The following is a 16063-nucleotide window of genomic DNA, read 5'->3' as shown; positions in this document are numbered from 1 at the left end:
CGCCCGGCCCGGCGACCGAGCACGACCACCTGAGCCCGTCCGCCGAGCCGTGAGTCCGGCGCCCGCCCCGACCAGGCGACCGCGCGCAACCCGCAAGGCATGGACGGGCCAGCTCAGGCCGCCGCGAGGACCTCGTCGCCGATGGTGGTGAGCTGGTCCGCGCCGACCTCCACCGCCGCCATGTAGTGGCGCAGCCAGGAGCGCAGTCCGTCCGGGGTGCCGGTGGCGAAGGCGCCGGCCGAGCCGACGTACTCCGGTTCGCGCTCGTGGTGACCGACGTCCACGGCGAGCAGGCCGCGCGGGTCCAGCCCGCTGGACAGCAGCACCAGGCGGGCGGCGCCCCGGGCCACCACGCCGGACGGCCCGGCGAAGGGGCGCAGGTTCAGCAGCTCGCCGTGCACGACTGCGGCCAGCACCAGCGGCGAGACCTTCGTGCCGCCGGCGACGAGCCCCGCCAGCCCGTCCAGCCGGGCGGCGACGACCGGGTCGGCCACCGGACGGCCAAGCTCGGCCTCGTCGACGACGTCGCGGGCGGCGAGCACGTGCAGCCTGGCCAGCGCCTGCCGGGGTGCCTTCGGCCAGAGCTCGGACAGCCCCGGCAGCGCCCCGGCGACCCGCAGCGCGCCCTGCACCACCGGCTCGGTCACCGTCCCGGCGCGGACCGCCTCGCGCTCGCGGGCGTACCCCTCCAGGGCGGCGCTGGCCACCGCGGACCGGAGGCTGACCTCGGCCGCGACCTGGCCGCCGTGCCGGCGCAGCGCGCGGTGCCCCAGGGCCTGGTCGAACCGCTCGCGGGCCCGCTCCACGGCGGGGGCGACGTCGGCGAGCGCGAGCAGCGGGGCGAGCGGGTCAGCGGTCACCCCGTCACGCTATCGACTGCCCGGCGCGACCCGCCGACGAGCCGCCCGGAAGCGACCGGTGCCACCCCGTGAGCGTCCGGCCGGCGAGCTGCCCGGACAAATGGCGTCGAGGCGGCGGCCCGCGTCGCCGTCCGGCGCGCGGTGGGGGCCGCTCGGCGCGTGTCGGCCGGACCGGCGGTCGCCCGTGCCGGCCGCCCCGACTAACCTCGTGCCCTAGAGAGACGCAGGTCACCCGAGCGACGAGGGAGTACGGCATGAGCGAGGCATTGGCCAATCTGCTGAACGAGACGCGCCAGTTCCCCCCGCCAGCCGAACTCGCCGCGAACGCCAACGTCACCGCCGACGCGTACGCGGACGCGGACGCCGACCGGTTGGCGTTCTGGGAGCGGCAGGCCGGGCGGCTGACCTGGGCGAAGCAGTGGGACCAGGTGCTCGACTGGTCGAAGCCGCCGTTCGCGAGGTGGTTCGTCGGCGGGCAGCTCAACGTGGCGTACAACTGCCTGGACCGGCACGTCGAGGCCGGGCTGGGCGACAAGGTCGCCATCCACTGGGAGGGCGAGCCGGGCGACACCCGGACCATCACGTACGCCGACCTGCACCGGCTGACCTGTCAGGCGGCGAACGCGCTCACCGAGCTGGGCGTCACCGCCGGCGACCGGGTGGCGATCTACCTGCCGATGGTGCCGGAGGCGGCGGTCGCGATGCTGGCCTGCGCGCGGATCGGCGCCACGCACAGCGTGGTCTTCGGCGGCTTCTCGGCCGACGCCCTGACCAACCGGATCCAGGACGCCAGCGCGAAGGTGGTGATCACCGCCGACGGCGGCTACCGCCGGGGCAAGCCGTCGGCGCTGAAGCCGACCGTGGACGAGGCGGTGGCGAACTGCCCGTCGGTCGAGCACGTGCTGGTGGTGCGCCGCACCGGCGAGGAGGTGGCCTGGTCGGGCAGGGAGCGCTGGTGGCACGAGACGGTCGAGACCGCCCCGGCCGAGCACGCCGCGCAGCCGTTCGACGCCGAGCACCCGCTGTTCATCCTCTACACCAGCGGCACCACGGCCCGCCCGAAGGGCATCCTGCACACCACCGGCGGCTACCTGACCCAGACGTCGTACACGCAGCACGCGGTCTTCGACCTGAAGCCGGAGACCGACGTCTACTGGTGCACCGCCGACATCGGCTGGGTGACGGGGCACTCCTACATCGTCTACGGCCCGCTCTCCAACGGCGCCACCCAGGTCATGTACGAGGGCACCCCGGACACCCCGCACAAGGGCCGGTTCTGGGAGATCGTCGACAAGTACAAGGTCAGCATCCTCTACACCGCCCCGACGCTCATCCGCACGATGATGAAGTGGGGCGAGGACATCCCGGCCGGTTACGACCTGTCCTCGCTGCGGCTGCTGGGCAGCGTGGGCGAGCCGATCAACCCCGAGGCGTGGATGTGGTACCGGCAGCACGTCGGCGGGGGTGCGCTGCCCATCGTGGACACCTGGTGGCAGACCGAGACCGGGGCGATCATGATCTCGCCGCTGCCGGGCGTGACGGCGACCAAGCCCGGCTCCGCGATGACGCCGCTGCCCGGGATCGTCGCCGACGTGGTCGACGACCAGGGCCAGTCGGTGCCGAACGGCGGCGGTGGCTACCTGGTGCTGCGCGAGCCGTGGCCGTCGATGCTGCGCACCATCTGGGGCGACGACGACCGGTTCATCGAGACGTACTGGTCGCGGTTCGAGGGCATGTACTTCGCCGGGGACGGGGCGAAGAAGGACGACGACGGGCACATCTGGCTGCTGGGCCGCGTCGACGACGTGATGCTGGTGTCCGGGCACAACATCTCCACCACTGAGGTGGAGTCGGCGCTGGTCTCCCACCCGTCGGTGGCCGAGGCGGCGGTGGTCGGCGCGACCGACCCGACCACCGGGCAGGCCATCGTCGCGTTCGCCATCCCGCGCGGCACCACGGACATCGCTGGCGACGCCGGCGAGAAGCTGATCGCCGAGCTGCGCAACCACGTGGCGAAGACGCTCGGCCCGATCGCCAAGCCCCGGCAGATCATGCTGGTGCCGGAGCTGCCGAAGACCCGCTCGGGCAAGATCATGCGCCGGCTGTTGCGCGACGTGGCGGAGAACCGCTCGCTCGGCGACGTCACCACGCTCCAGGACTCGTCCGTGATGGACCTGATCTCGTCCGGCATGGGCGGCGGCAAGTCCGACGAGGACTGACGCAGGCGTACGCCCCGATGGGTGGCGGTCCCACGCGGACCGTCACCCATCGTCGTTTCTTACGGGTGTGCGACCGGCCGGATGCGCGCTGTCACATCGGTCGGTCGGGTGAGCCGGGTGAAGCTGAACGGCCACAGGGAGAGGTCGACCCCTGTCGTTCCCCTGTTTTCTGTTCTAGGTTCACGCTCGTCGGTGTCGGTTCGATGGACGTCGCATCGATGGAGGCCGACCGACTCCCTCCTCCCCATGCCCGAGAAACGGAGCGGCATGAACAGAAACCCGCAATCCGGGTCGCGTCGACGCCTGCTCGTCGCGCTGCCCGCCATCGCCCTCGCCGCCTCGTCACTGACCGTGACCGGCGGCGCGGCGGCGGCGGAGCCCGGCCCCGCCCGAGCCACGATCGGGGCGGACGAGCACTACATCAACTACGCCGAGCCCGCCGTCCAACCGGACAGCAGCGGCCGTGAGGTCAAGGGCAAGGGCGGCGTCTACGCCCCGGCGGTCGAAGAGGCGCGCGCCTACGACCGCAAGTACGCCCGCGGCAATCCGGTCGCCGCCGGGCAGCTCGCGAAGCACGAGGCCAAGTCGATCATGACGGGCAAGAGCCCGCGGCAGATCAAGAAGGCCCCGAGCACCCAGACCGCCAAGCTGCTGACCCTGCTGGTGGAGTTCAACGACCAGGCCAACGACGACTTCACCGGCGTCATGGTCCCCAGGACGGTCTTCGAGGACCGGACCTGCGTCCCCGGCACCGTGCAGAACGGGCCGAGGCACAACAAGATCCCGAACCCGGCGAACCTGCCGCACGAGGACAACAACTCGATGTGGGTGCCGGACTTCTCGCCCACCCACTACGACAAGATGCTCTATTCGAAGAAGGGCATCACCGAGCGGGTCCGCAAGGACCTGAAGGGCCCCGACGGCAGGCGGGGCGTCGACCTGACCGGCCGCACGATGCACAACATGTACCTGGAGATGTCCAAGGGCGCCTACACGGTCGACGGGCAGGCCAGCCCGTGGGTCACCGTGCCGCACTCCGAGGGCTGGTACGCGGCCTCGCGCTGCTTCCAGGACGAGAACGGCAACTGGGTCCCCGGCCGCCAGCAGTCGATGAACGGCCACCCGGACAACCCGCAGGGCGCGGGCCGGCTCGCCACCGACGCGATCGGCGCCCTCGCGCAGGCGGACCCGAACTTCCCGTGGGCCGACTACGACATCGAGGACCAGGGCGACCGCGACGGCGACGGCAACCTCTTCGAGCCGGACGGCGTGATCGACCACCTGGTGCTGGTGCACGCCGGGCAGGGCAAGTCCCGCGGCGGCGGCGCCGAGGGCACGTACGCCGTCTGGGCGCACTCGTCGACGGTGACCGGCGGCTACACCATCCCCGGTACCAACCTCCAGGTCTCGAACTACATCGTGCAGCCGGAGGACGCCGGCGTCGGCGTCTTCGCCCACGAGTTCGGCCACGACCTGGGCCTGCCGGACCTCTACGACACCTCCGGCAACGCCGACTCCGACGTCGACTTCTGGGACCTGATGGCCTCGGGCTCACACTCGGGTGAGATCTTCCAGGCGCTGCCGACGCACATGGGCCTGTGGGACAAGTGGGTGCTCGGCTGGGCCGACCCGCTGACCTTCGCGCCCGGCTCGAAGCCGCGTGCCGTCCAGCTCGGCCAGACCTCGCGGACCCCGCGCGGCACCGAGGACGGCATCAAGGTCGACCTGCCGGACAAGGTGATCACGCTGGCGACGCCGCACAGCGGCGCGAACATGTGGTACTCGGGCGCCGACCAGGACTGGGCGGACGTCAAGATCACCCGTCAGGTGGCCGTGCCGGCGGCGGCCGACTCGAAGTTCTGGATGTGGAACAACTACGTCATCGAGGCCGACTGGGACTTCGGCTTCGTCGAGCTCTCCACCGACGGCGGCGCCACCTGGACCGAGCAGAAGGTCTACGACGCGGCCGGCAACCTCGTCACCACGAACGACGGCTACGCCGACCCGAACGGCCGGATGGTGGACTTCGGCAACAAGAAGTACGGCCTCACCGGTGACACGCACGGCTGGCGGCACGACTACGTCGACCTGTCGGCGTACGCCGGGCAGACCGTGCAGGTCCGGCTCCGCTACGCCACGGACGAGGCGTTCGCGGAGCGCGGCTGGTTCGCCGACGACTTCTCGGTGACCGGCGGCGGCGCCACCACGTGGAGCGACGACGTCGAGGGCGGGGCGAACGGCTGGACGGCGACCGGCGGCAGCTTCGTCGACACCACCGGCCAGGGCTGGCACATCGACACCGGCACCTCGACCCAGGCGCACTACTACCTGGCCGAGTGGCGCAACTTCGACGGCTTCGACAAGGGCCTCAAGTACACCTACGACACGATCTACTCGCGCGACGCGTGGAAGGTCGACCGGGTCTCCTACAACGCCCCGGGCATGCTGGTCTGGTACCGGGACACGGAGCGGGGCGACGTCAACCACACCACGGCGCAGATGACCGCGCTGCCCAGCTACGGCGCCAAGGGCGGTCTGCTGATCGTCGACTCGCACTTCGACCCGTACCGCCGCAAGGGCGAGGCGGCCGTGAAGGACCCGTCGGTGCTGGACAACCTGCCCAGCCGCCCGCAGTCCGCGAACGCGGCCTTCTCGCTGAAGCCCACGTACCCCTTCAAGGAGTGCCTGGAGGCGGCGGACGAGCCGTACAGCGAGTACTGCACCAGCTTCGGTCCGCAGGCGCCCGTGAAGGGCTTCACCGACGCGAAGACCTGGTACCCGGGCATCGAGATGCGTGACGGCTCGCCGTACGCGCGGGACAACGACGCCTCCGTGGTCATCCCGTCGAAGGGCAACGCGCCGTACACGACCCGGGTCACCAACCCGGACGGTACGCCGGCGACGTCCTACTACGGGGTCAGCCTGGGCAGCGGCATCGTGCTGGGCACCGGGAACCCCGGCGACCAGGGTGTGTCCTACGGCGTCACCATCACCATCAAGCGCGCCGCCCGGGACAACTCGTACGCCACGGTGTACGTCACCCCCGCGAGGAACTGACCCCAGGGTCGGCCGAACGGAAAACGGGCGGGGCCCGTCCGGAGAGCATCCGTGCTCGCCGGGCGGGCCCCGCCGCGTGTACACGTCGCCGACGGTCGTAAAGGCCCACCGGACCACCCGTGGGACGGCCGACGGGCACGTCGCCGCCCACTTTTCCGTCACGCGATCACGCTTATCGAAAACCGTCTCTTTGTCCCCAGGTGGGGCCGTTCGCGCTGCTCACCGTGTTGGTGAACGGCCGGGATGTGACGGTGAAAAGCATTCCCAACAAAACTTTGCAACAAATCGACGCACGCATCTTCCCACCGGTCACACGAGTGTCTATGTTCACCATTGGTCCCACTAGTGGGATCGGTAGCACCGGCCCGTACCCCCGTTGGGCCGGTTCCCTCAAACCGGAGGTACCACGTGCGCAAAGTCGCAGTGGGTCTGCTCGGGCTTTCGCTGACGGCGACGGGACTGGCGTTCGGTTCGTCCGCCACCGCCGCGCCGCAGCCGAAGTTGCCGACGGCCGCTCCGTCGGTCGCCGAGCCAGCCCATGTCGACCACGACCTGCCGAACCCGCTGGAGGACAAGCGTCGCGCCCTGCGCCAGGAGGGCCTGAGCGACGTCCTCTCCGGCCGGGCCAAGCCGCAGAAGGTCAACGGCAGCACGGTCGTCAAGGTCGGCAAGACCCAGGCCGAGGGGGCTGCCGCCCGCTCGACCCGGGCCAACGCCGCCACCCAGACCGAGGACCAGTACGTCGAGCTCTCCCGGGAGAAGACGGACCGGATCTTCGTCATCCTCGCCGAGTTCGGCAACGAGCGGCACCCGAGCTACCCGGACCAGGACACCGACCCGGACACCGCGGGTCCGACCCGGTTCGACGGGCCGCTGCACAACGAGATCCCCCAGCCCAACCGGGCGGTGGACAACTCCACGGTGTGGCAGGCGGACTACAACGCCGACTACTACCGCAAGCTCTACTTCGGCACCAACCCCGGTGACGAGTCGGTGAAGCAGTACTACGAGGCCCAGTCCTCGGGTCGCTACAGCGTCGACGGCACCGTCACCGACTGGGTGAAGGTGAAGTACAACGAGGCCCGGTACGGCCGCTCCGGCGGTTACCCGTGCGCCTCGAACGTCTGCACCAACACCTGGGCGCTGGTCCGCGACGCCGCCAACCAGTGGGTCGCCGACCAGAAGGCCGCCGGCCGCACCGACGCCCAGATCACCGCCGACCTCAAGGCGATGGACCAGTGGGACCGGTACGACCACGACGGCGACGCCAACTTCAACGAGCCGGACGGCTACATCGACCACTTCCAGATCGTCCACTCCGGTGGCGACGAGGCCGACGGTGACCCGCACCAGGGCGAGGACGCCATCTGGAGCCACCGCTGGTACGCCTTCGCGTCCGACCAGAACTCGACCGGCCCGGTCGGCAACCTGGCCGGCGGCACCCAGATCGGCAACACCGGCATCTGGATCGGCGACTACACCATCCAGCCGGAGAACGGCGGCCGGAGCGTCTTCTACCACGAGTACGCGCACGACCTCGGTCTGCCGGACGATTACAACGTCACCAGTGGTGGGGACAACAACAACGAGCACTGGACCCTGATGGCCCAGAGCCGGCTCGGCGCCAAGACCGACGCCGGCATCGGTGACCGTGGCGGCGACCTCGGCGCGTGGAACAAGCTCCAGCTCGGCTGGCTCGACTACGAGGTGGTCGTCGCGGGGCAGAAGCGGACCATGACCCTCGGCCCGCAGGAGTACAACAGCGACGAGGCGCAGGCCGTCGTCGTGGTGCTCCCGAAGCGTGACTACACGTTCGAGCACGGCGCGCCCTTCGAGGGCAGCAAGCAGTTCTTCTCCGGCAACGCGGACGACCTCAACAGCACGATGACCCGGACCCTGGACTTCACCGGGAAGTCGTCGGCGGCCCTGTCGATGAAGGGCCGCTACAACATCGAGGCCGACTACGACTACCTGTTCTTCGAGGCGTCGCTGGACGGCGGCCAGTCCTGGGTGACCCTGCCCGGCACGGCCAACGGCCAGCCGCTGAAGGAGATCTCCGCCGGTCGCTACGCGCTGGACGGCAGCAGCGGCGGCGAGTGGGTCGACGTCAACATCCCCATGGACGTGGCGGCGGGCAAGGTCGCGCAGTTCCGGCTGCGCTACCAGACCGACGGTGGCGTCTCCGAGGGTGGCTTCTACGGTGACGCGATCACCGTGACGGCCGACGGCCAGACCGTCCTCTCCGACGGCGCCGAGACCGGTGCCGCGGGCTGGACGCTCGCCGGTGGCTTCGAGACCGCCGAGAAGAGCTACACCAAGGCGTACGACAACTACTACATCGCGGGCACCCGGCAGTACATCTCGTACGACAAGTACCTGAAGACCGGCCCGTACTTCTTCGGCTACTCGAACACCCGCCCGGACTACGTGGACCACTACGCGTACCAGGAGGGTCTGCTGATCTCCTACTGGAACACCCGCTGGGCGGACAACGACACGTTCGCGCACCCGGGTGAGGGTCGCAACCTGATCATCGACGCGCACCCGCGGCCGATCTACAACCTGACCGGCCAGCCCTGGCGGTCCCGCGTCCAGGTCTACGACGCGCCGTTCAGCCTGAAGAAGGCCGACTCGTTCACGCTGCACCTCAACAGCCAGCCGCAGTACATCCGTGGCCAGGCGGCGCAGCCGCTGTTCGACGACACCCAGCAGTACTGGTTCCCGGAGCTGCCGAACCACGGCGTCAAGCTCCCGGCCACCGGCACCAAGATCAAGGTCCTGGAGAAGGACGGCAACAACACCAAGATCCGCATCTCCTGATCGCTGATCCCGCACCACCAGCACCACGCGATGCCCGGGCAGGTCACCTGCCCGGGCATCGCCCTTTCCGCCACCCACCGACCCGACGGCCAGGCGGCACGGTGGCCCCAGCGCCGCCAGCCGGGGCGGGGAGTCCCGCGAGCGATCCCGACCACGACGTGGGTCGGCGTCGGGGGTGACCGGCACCGGGGTCCTAGGCTGTCTGCCATGACCGAGCAGCGCGGCGGGCCCGTCGACGAGTCCTGCGTCCTCACCGAGGGGCCGTGGACGCACCGGTTCGTCGGCGCCAACGGCAGTCGCTTCCACGTCGTGGAGGCCGGCACCGGCCCGATGGTGCTCTTCCTGCACGGCTTCCCCGAGCACTGGTGGGCCTGGCACGAGATGCTGCCGGCGATCGCCGACGCCGGCTTCCGGGCCGTCGCGGTCGACCTGCGCGGCTACGGCGCCAGCGACAAGCCGCCCCGGGGGTACGACGGCTACACCCTCGCGGCCGACGTCGCCGGCCTGATCCGGGCCCTCGGCGAGCGCTCCGCCACCGTGGTGGGCACCGGCGTCGGCGGCATGATCGCGTGGACGGTGGCCTCGTTCCACCCGTCACTGGTCCGCCGGCTGGTGGTGCTCGGCGCCCCCCACCCGCTGCGGCTGCGGGCCGCGATCTTCGCCGACCCGCGCGGGCAGTTCGCCGCCGCCACGCCCACCCTGAAGTTCCAGCTGCCCCGCTACGAGCACGTGCTGACCCGCGACGACGCGGCGGCCGTCGAGGAGATGCTGCGCCGCTGGGGCGGGCCGCGCTGGGTCGAGGGGCCGGGCTTCGAGGCGTACGCCCAGCGGTGCCGGGAGGCCATGCGCATCCCGCAGGCCGCGTTCTGCGCCCTGGAGGGCTACCGCTGGGCGTTCCGCTCGGTGCTCCGCCTGCACGGCTACCGCTTCGTCCGGCTGATGCAGAAGCCGCTGATCACGCCGACCCTCCAGCTGCACGGCGCGCTCGACGAGGCTTCCCTGCCGCGTACCGCCCAGGGCTCCGGCCGGTACGTGGTGGCGCCCTACGAGTGGCGGCTCCTGGACGACATCGGGCACTTCCCGCACATGGAGGCCGGCGACCTGGTGCTGGGCGAGGTCCTGCGCTGGGCGAAGTCCTGAGTCAGACCCGCTGCTCGCGCAGGTCGGCGACCTCGGCGGCGGGCGCCCAGCCCTGGTAGACGCCGAAGTCGAAGACCTCCAGCCCCATCGCCCGGGCCACCGGCCAGCGTCCGCCCGTGTACTCCACCCGCAGCCAGCCGTCGTGCTCGCCGAGAACGATGAACGGCTGCCCCTGCCAGGTGCAGGTGGTCCGCACGTACGCCAGGTCGTCGAGCTCGGTGGCCGGCAGCACCCGGACGTAGCGGCCGGGGCGGATCTCCTCGAAGCCCTCGCCCGGCTCCGGCTGGTAGAGCCGGACGTCGTCGCCGTCCGGGCTCGCCTGGTACTCCCGGCCCTTCCAGCGGGCCACGTAGCCGTCACGCGTCACTGCTCACCGACCTGTCGCCACCGCAGCGCGTCCGTGTCGAGGATGGCGACCACCCGTTCGGTGCCGTCCGCGCCGATCCGCCACAGCTGCGCGCCGTGCGGCAGCCGGGCGCTGTCCACCTTGAACTCGGCCACCACGTCGCTGCTCTCGCCCGGCGCGAACCCGTTGCCCCGGAACGGCGGGCGCTCGATGACCCAGCCCTCCATGGCCCGCATGGCGGCCTCGTTCTGCCCGCCGTACGGGATGCGGTAGAGGCTCGGCCGGTGCGCGGGCCAGCGCAGCACGTAGATCTCGCCGGCGTCGCGGGCGAAGGGGGAATCCGGGTAGCCCAGGCCGAGCGCGTCGTGCAACTGGGCCGGGGTGTTGAGGTGGGCCAGCTCGCCGGCCCGGTGCACGAAGCCGGAGACCCGGTCGTAGCCCCGCTCCAGGTAGTACGCGAGCTGGCTGGGCGCGACCGCCTTCTGCATCACGATCGGCCGCGCCGGGTCGGGCGCGGGCGGGGCGTAGCGGGGGCGGCTCACCGGTTCCTCGGCGGCGGGCGGCTCGGTCTCGATGTCGTCGCCGAGTCCCACCTCCGCCGCCCAGTTGGCCAGCCCGACGATCTGCTCACCGGGCAGCTTCGCCCCGACCGGGGTGCCCGGGTTGACCGCGAACGACCAGGACTCGTCCGGCCAGCGACGGATCAACTGGACGAACTTCACCTCGATGGTCTCGACGGTCGCGTCGGTGTGGTCGGCGAGCCGCTCCGGCGAGGTGTGCACCACCACGAACTTCTCGCCGTCCAGTTCCTCCGTACGCCAGACGAAGCCGGGCTCGCCGGGCCGGCTGCCCGGCGCGGAGTCTGCCGCCACCGGCAGCAGCACGCGGGCCAGCAGCAGGGTGGACAGGAAGGTGTCGGTGCTGCCGGCGCCGGCGGCGTCGAGCAGGTTCTCCTCGACCTCGTTGGCCGGCTCGAAGGCGACCGGCACGGGACCGGCACCCGACGACACGTCCGCGCTTCCGGTCAGGGGAGCGGTGACCGGCTCGTCGGCGGCCGGCGGACCGGGGTCCTCCGCCGGCCCGGCGTCGGGAACGCCCTCGTCGGTCGCGTCCCCCTGTCGGGCGGCGCCGTCCGTCGCCGGTGCGGGCGCGGCGACGCTGGTCGGCACCGTCGGATCCCCGGACCACGCGTCGGCGGGCGGCCCGGATCCGAGGGAAACGGTCGGGTCTCCGGGCCACGCCGCGTCGGCGGGCGGCCCCGGATCGAGGGACACGGTCGGGTCCAGAGACACGGTCGCGTCGCCCGACGACACGACCGGCTGCGTCCGGTCCAGGGACACCGTCGGGTCCAGAGACACCGTGGCATCGGCCGACGACACGACCGGCTGCGTCCGATCGAGGGACACGGTCGGATCCAGGGACACGGTCGCGTCGCCCGACGACACGACCGGCTGCGTCCGGTCCAGGGACACCGTCGGATCCAGGGAAACCGTCGCGTCGCCCGACGACACGACCGGCTGCGTCCGATCGAGGGACACGGTCGGATCCAGGGAAGCGGTGGCGTCGCCGGACCACGACGGGGCGGCGGACCGCACGGTGTCGGCGGGCGACGACGGGTGGGCGGGCGCGGGCGGTGCGGGTTCGGCGGTGGCGGCGGTCACCGGTTCCCGGCGGCGCCGGACCGGCTCGAACAGCGAGACGGTCTCCTCGGCGGGTGGGGCCGACTCGGGGGCAGGCGGTCCGGTGAGGTCCCGCGACTCGATGACGGTGCCCTCTATGACGATGGGCGTGAACCCGCGACGGGGGGCGGGTGGCCCGGAGACCGGTTCCGCGTCCGCCACCGGCTCCGGCCCGACCGGCTCGGGGGTGGTCTGCCGGCGCGGCAGCGCCTGGGTGAGGTCCTCGGCCGGCTGCGGTCGGTCTGCGCCGTACGCCGGTGATGGCGGGCCGGGATCCGAGGCGGGGGCCCGGAGGTCCCGGGTGGCGTCCTCGCCGGGCCCGCGCGGCGGCAGCACCTGCGTGGCCTCGCCTCCGGGCATCGCGAAGGCCCGGGTGGGCTCCCCGCCGGGCGCCGCGAAGGCATGGGTCGGTTCCGCGGTCGGCGACGTGAAGGCGTGGGTCGGCTCACCGGCGGGCACCGTGAACGCGTGGGTCGGTTCCGCGGTCGGCGACGTGAAGGCGCGGGTCTCTTCCGCGGTCGGCCCAGTGAAGGCGTGGGTCGGCTCGCCGGCAGGCGTCGTGAAGGCGTGCGTCGGTTCCGCTCCGGCCGGGGCGCTCGGGATCGGGTGGGTCGCCTCCCCCGGTACCGGCTCCCCGAGCGGCCGGCGGCGGGGGAACGGCTGGCTGCCGGGTGCGAGGCGGGACGGCGGAACCGCCCGCTCGCCCGAGCGCAGCGCCTCCTGCCGGTGGGCGGCCGCGCGACCGGAGGCCGGCTCGAAGAACGACCGGTTCGGCCGCTCCGGGGCCTCCCCGGCCGGGCGACCGTTTGTCGACGGCGAGGGGTGGGCGTCGGGCGTCGGCAGGCCCCTCGGGCGCTCGGTGAGCGGCGCGGGGCGCGGCGGCGGGAGCCGGTCGGGGGCCGCCACGGCGTCGAACCGGGCGGGTCCGCCGGCCGTCGGGTCGCCGCGCCGCGCATCCAGGTGGTCCGCCGGGGGCGTGGGCGGGACGAGCGGGTGGGCCGGGCCGGGTCGGGCGGGTGCGGGGATCCGGCCGGTGGCCGACGCGGCCGTGGGCTCGGGCCGGAGCGTGCCGTCGGGCCGGGCCACACCGGTGGTCGGCCCGGTCGCCGGCCCGCCCGACGTGTCCTGACCGGTGGCCTGGGCCCGCGCCCGGGCGGCCGTCTCCACGCGTTCCAGCCGGGCCCGCGCACCCATGGTGCGGCCGGGCAGCCGGACGTCGCCCCGGGAGAGCTGGGCGACGAACCAGGCCGGCAGGTAACCCTCGATGGGCAGCCCGGGATTGACCGCCAGCCACCACTCGTGGTCGGGCCAGCTGTCGGACAGATCGGCGTACGAGATGCGCCGGACGGCACCGCCGTGCTCGCCGAGGCAGGCGCGCACCGCCGCACCGGAGGTGAACGCCAGCACGTGGGTACGGCCACCTGTGCTCCAGGTGCCCCAGCCCACAGGTGCCGTCCCCGCGAGCGCCTCGGCGGAGACCGGCAGCAGCAGTTCGGTCCGGGCCAGGACGCGGAAGTAGAGCTGTTGGTCGTTGGCGCGTAGCGCGTCCCGCATCGCCGCTTCGGCGTCGGTGGCCGGCTCCCACTCGGTCACGGCCACCCCTCCTCCCGCGCACAGGCCATAGGTATCGCGTACAACCTACAAGGTAGAAGCAAGATCACAATCGCTGGCCGGCAGCGGTGCGCCCGGGGCCGCCACAAGCGCTAACATCCCGTTCCGGAGTCGACACGATACGGAGGCGGTCGATGTCCCGGTCCCCCTCACGCCCGCTCCTCGCCGCCCTCACGACGGCGTTGCTGACGGCCGTCCCGGCCGCCCCCACGATCGCCGGCCGCCCGGCCGGGCCCGCCCCCGGCCCGGTGCCGGCCGGCTGGTCCGCATCCGCGCCGACCGCCGCGCGTGCGGCCCCCGGCTGCGCCTCGCCCCTCGCCCCGGTTCGGCCGGTGTCCGCGCGCCCCTGGCCCCAGCAGCGGTACGCCCCGGAGCGGCTGGCACCGCTCGCCACCGGCACCGGGGTGACGGTGGCGGTGATCGACTCGGGGGTGGACCGGCGGCACCCGCAGCTGGCCGGCCGGGTGCTCGACGGCACCGACCTGCTCGACCCGGGTGGCGACGGCCGCCGGGACTGCGCCGGCCACGGCACCGGCGTGGCGAGCATCATCGCCGCCACCCCCCGCGACGGCACGGCGTTCCGGGGGCTGGCCCCGGGCGCCCGGATCCTGCCGGTACGGGTCAGCGAGCAGCAGGTGGTCGAGGGGCGGGAGTCGGGGCGCACGGTCAGCGCCGGGGACTTCGCCCGTGCCGTCCGCTGGGCGGTCGACCACGACGCCGACGTGCTCAATCTCTCCGTCGTCCTGTACGCGGACGACCCGGCGGTGCGGGCCGCGATCGGCTACGCGGTCGACCGGGACGTGGTCGTGGTGGCCGCCGCCGGGAACCTGCACGACGCCGGTGACCCCCGGCCCTACCCGGCCGCGTACGAGGGGGTGCTCGGGGTGGGCGCGATCGGGGCGGACGGGGCACGGGCACCGTTCTCCCAGACCGGCTCGTACGTCGACCTGGTCGCGCCGGGCAGCGACGTGCTGATGGCCGCCCCGGGCGAGGGCCACCACCGGGCCGAGGGCACCAGCTATGCGGCGCCCTTCGTGGCGGCCACCGCCGCGCTGCTGCGCCAGTACCGGCCGGAGCTGACCGCGGCGCAGGTGGCGCAGCGGATCGTGGCGACCGCCGATCCTGCCCCGGGCGACGGTCGGGGCGGCGGGTACGGCGCGGGGGTGCTGAACCCGTACCGGGCGGTCACCGAGACCGGGGGTACGTCGGAGCTGGCGCGCCAGGTCAGCGCGCTCGCGGACGACCGGGCCGAACCGGCGGTGCTGGCGCAGCGGGCCCGCCGGGCGGCGGCCCGGGACCGGGCGCTGCTGGTGGCGGGGGCCAGCGGGGCGGTGGTGGCACTGGCGGCGCTGCTGGCGCTCGTCGTGCCGCGCGGGGCCCGCCGCCGCTGGCGGCCGGCCGACCCCGCCTGACCCGGCCGGTGGTCTACGCCCGTCGCCCCGCCTGACCCGGCCTGCGGTCTACGGCTGTCGCGTCCGGGGTCGTCCACCGTCGGCGGTCGCCCGGAACGGCCGATGGTGGCGTCGACCGGCTCACGATCGACGCCACCACCGGGCGGGGCCTACTGGAACAGGCCGACGTTCTTCTTCTCCGTGTCGAGGTAGTCGGCGGCGGAGTCGTCCACCGCGAGCTTGATGTCGCGCAGCATGACCTGGAGGTCCTGCGAGGCCGACCGCCAGCGGCGCTGCCGCTGCTCGTAGGCCTGGAGGGCCTCGCCGGACCAGCTCGCCACGAGCGGGGCGGCGTCCCGTTCGAGCTGCCCGAGCTGCGAGTCGAGCGCGTTCAGCGCCTTCTGGATGTCCGCGCTCGCCTGTTGCAGGGCGGCGAAGTTGACGACCAGTACACCGTCCATCGGATGTCTCCTCCCCCGGGACCGGGTCAGAGCGGCAGCTGGATGCCGCCGCGGTTGGTGGTGGACACCCGGCTGGCGGCCTCGGCGTCCGAGACGTCGTAGTGCCGGCCGGCCGTGCGGACGGCGCCGGCGGTCTCCCGCAGCGCCCGCTGAAGCGCCGCCTGGTCCTGTGCCCACTGCTGCTTGACCTGCTCGAACGAGCGCCCGCCGGCACCCCGCCAGGCCTGCTGCAACACCTCCAACTCGGCCATCAGGCTGCTCAGCATGGACTGCAGGGACTGGTCGACCTGCTCGAACTTCGCGGCGGTCTGCTGCATCACCGCTGCTTCTGCCTGGGTCTGGGACACCCGGGACGTCACCTCGTCTCCTCGGTCGTGGCTGGCCGTGAGCGCACCCGCCCACCGGGCGCGCCGCTCGCGCCGCCCGGACATCGAGCGTGGCGGGCGCGGGGTCAGCGAAACTCGTCGCTGACGGTAGCG

10 protein-coding genes are annotated in these 16063 nt (G+C 72.8%); 5 read left to right on the top strand and 5 right to left on the bottom strand.

The genetic code is table 11. The features are described 5' to 3' along the window. Positions 1-113 precede the first annotated feature (113 nt). Complete coding sequence (locus ABZ573_RS01415; RefSeq protein ID WP_327030285.1) at positions 114-860, bottom strand: oxidoreductase; 747 nt, start codon at positions 858-860, stop codon at positions 114-116. Positions 861-1114: 254 nt separating this feature from the next. Here ABZ573_RS01415 and acs point away from each other — a divergent pair, with 254 nt between their 5' ends. The 4 genes from acs (at position 1115) to ABZ573_RS01395 (ending at position 10096) form a co-directional block, all read left to right on the top strand. Then, positions 1115-3079: an acetate--CoA ligase gene (gene acs / locus ABZ573_RS01410; RefSeq protein WP_358114557.1), complete on the top strand. Its 1965-nt coding sequence runs from the start codon at positions 1115-1117 to the stop codon at positions 3077-3079. Between the two features lie 267 nt (positions 3080-3346). Continuing rightward, entirely contained in the window at positions 3347-6136 is a 2790-nt protein-coding gene (locus ABZ573_RS01405; RefSeq protein ID WP_358114554.1) for an immune inhibitor A domain-containing protein, read from the top strand. Positions 6137-6559: 423 nt separating this feature from the next. Continuing rightward, complete coding sequence (locus ABZ573_RS01400; RefSeq protein WP_151454934.1) at positions 6560-8956, top strand: immune inhibitor A domain-containing protein; 2397 nt, start codon at positions 6560-6562, stop codon at positions 8954-8956. A 207-nt stretch (positions 8957-9163) separates the two neighbouring features. Next, positions 9164-10096 (top strand): alpha/beta hydrolase, encoded by a 933-nt coding sequence (locus ABZ573_RS01395; RefSeq protein ID WP_358114551.1) that lies wholly within the window; start codon positions 9164-9166, stop codon positions 10094-10096. Between the two features lies 1 nt (position 10097). On the opposite strand, the gene ABZ573_RS01390 is transcribed toward ABZ573_RS01395, so the two are convergent. After that, on the bottom strand, positions 10098-10463 hold the full coding sequence (locus tag ABZ573_RS01390) for a hypothetical protein (protein WP_101413782.1): 366 nt from the start codon (positions 10461-10463) through the stop codon (positions 10098-10100). After that, the gene (locus ABZ573_RS01385) at positions 10460-13714 is read right to left on the bottom strand and encodes an SseB family protein (protein WP_358114548.1); all 3255 of its coding nucleotides are present in this window, start codon (positions 13712-13714) and stop codon (positions 10460-10462) included. The genes ABZ573_RS01390 and ABZ573_RS01385 overlap by 4 nt, the downstream gene beginning before the upstream one ends. A 152-nt stretch (positions 13715-13866) precedes the next feature. Here ABZ573_RS01385 and mycP point away from each other — a divergent pair, with 152 nt between their 5' ends. Then, entirely contained in the window at positions 13867-15144 is a 1278-nt protein-coding gene (gene mycP, locus ABZ573_RS01380) for a type VII secretion-associated serine protease mycosin (RefSeq protein WP_358114545.1), read from the top strand. 149 nt (positions 15145-15293) lie between these two features. Here the strand turns inward: mycP and ABZ573_RS01375 are convergent, their stop codons facing one another. Next, a complete protein-coding gene (locus tag ABZ573_RS01375; protein WP_132232078.1) occupies positions 15294-15584 on the bottom strand; it encodes a WXG100 family type VII secretion target in 291 nt (96 codons plus the stop codon). 26 nt (positions 15585-15610) lie between these two features. Continuing rightward, complete coding sequence (locus ABZ573_RS01370) at positions 15611-15931, bottom strand: WXG100 family type VII secretion target (RefSeq protein WP_132232452.1); 321 nt, start codon at positions 15929-15931, stop codon at positions 15611-15613. Positions 15932-16063 lie beyond the last annotated feature (132 nt).

This window comes from Micromonospora sp. NPDC007220 (assembly GCF_040634035.1).
Classification (GTDB): domain Bacteria; phylum Actinomycetota; class Actinomycetes; order Mycobacteriales; family Micromonosporaceae; genus Micromonospora; species Micromonospora reichwaldensis.
This window is presented reverse-complemented; position numbering and strand designations above follow the sequence as displayed.

Coding starts and splice junctions, on each gene's coding strand:
- ABZ573_RS01375 (WP_132232078.1), bottom strand. CDS start 15,584: ATGGACGGTGTACTGGTCGTCAACTTCGCCGCCCTGCAACAGGCGAGC.
- acs (WP_358114557.1), top strand. CDS start 1,115: ATGAGCGAGGCATTGGCCAATCTGCTGAACGAGACGCGCCAGTTCCCC.
- ABZ573_RS01405 (WP_358114554.1), top strand. CDS start 3,347: ATGAACAGAAACCCGCAATCCGGGTCGCGTCGACGCCTGCTCGTCGCG.
- mycP (WP_358114545.1), top strand. CDS start 13,867: ATGTCCCGGTCCCCCTCACGCCCGCTCCTCGCCGCCCTCACGACGGCG.
- ABZ573_RS01395 (WP_358114551.1), top strand. CDS start 9,164: ATGACCGAGCAGCGCGGCGGGCCCGTCGACGAGTCCTGCGTCCTCACC.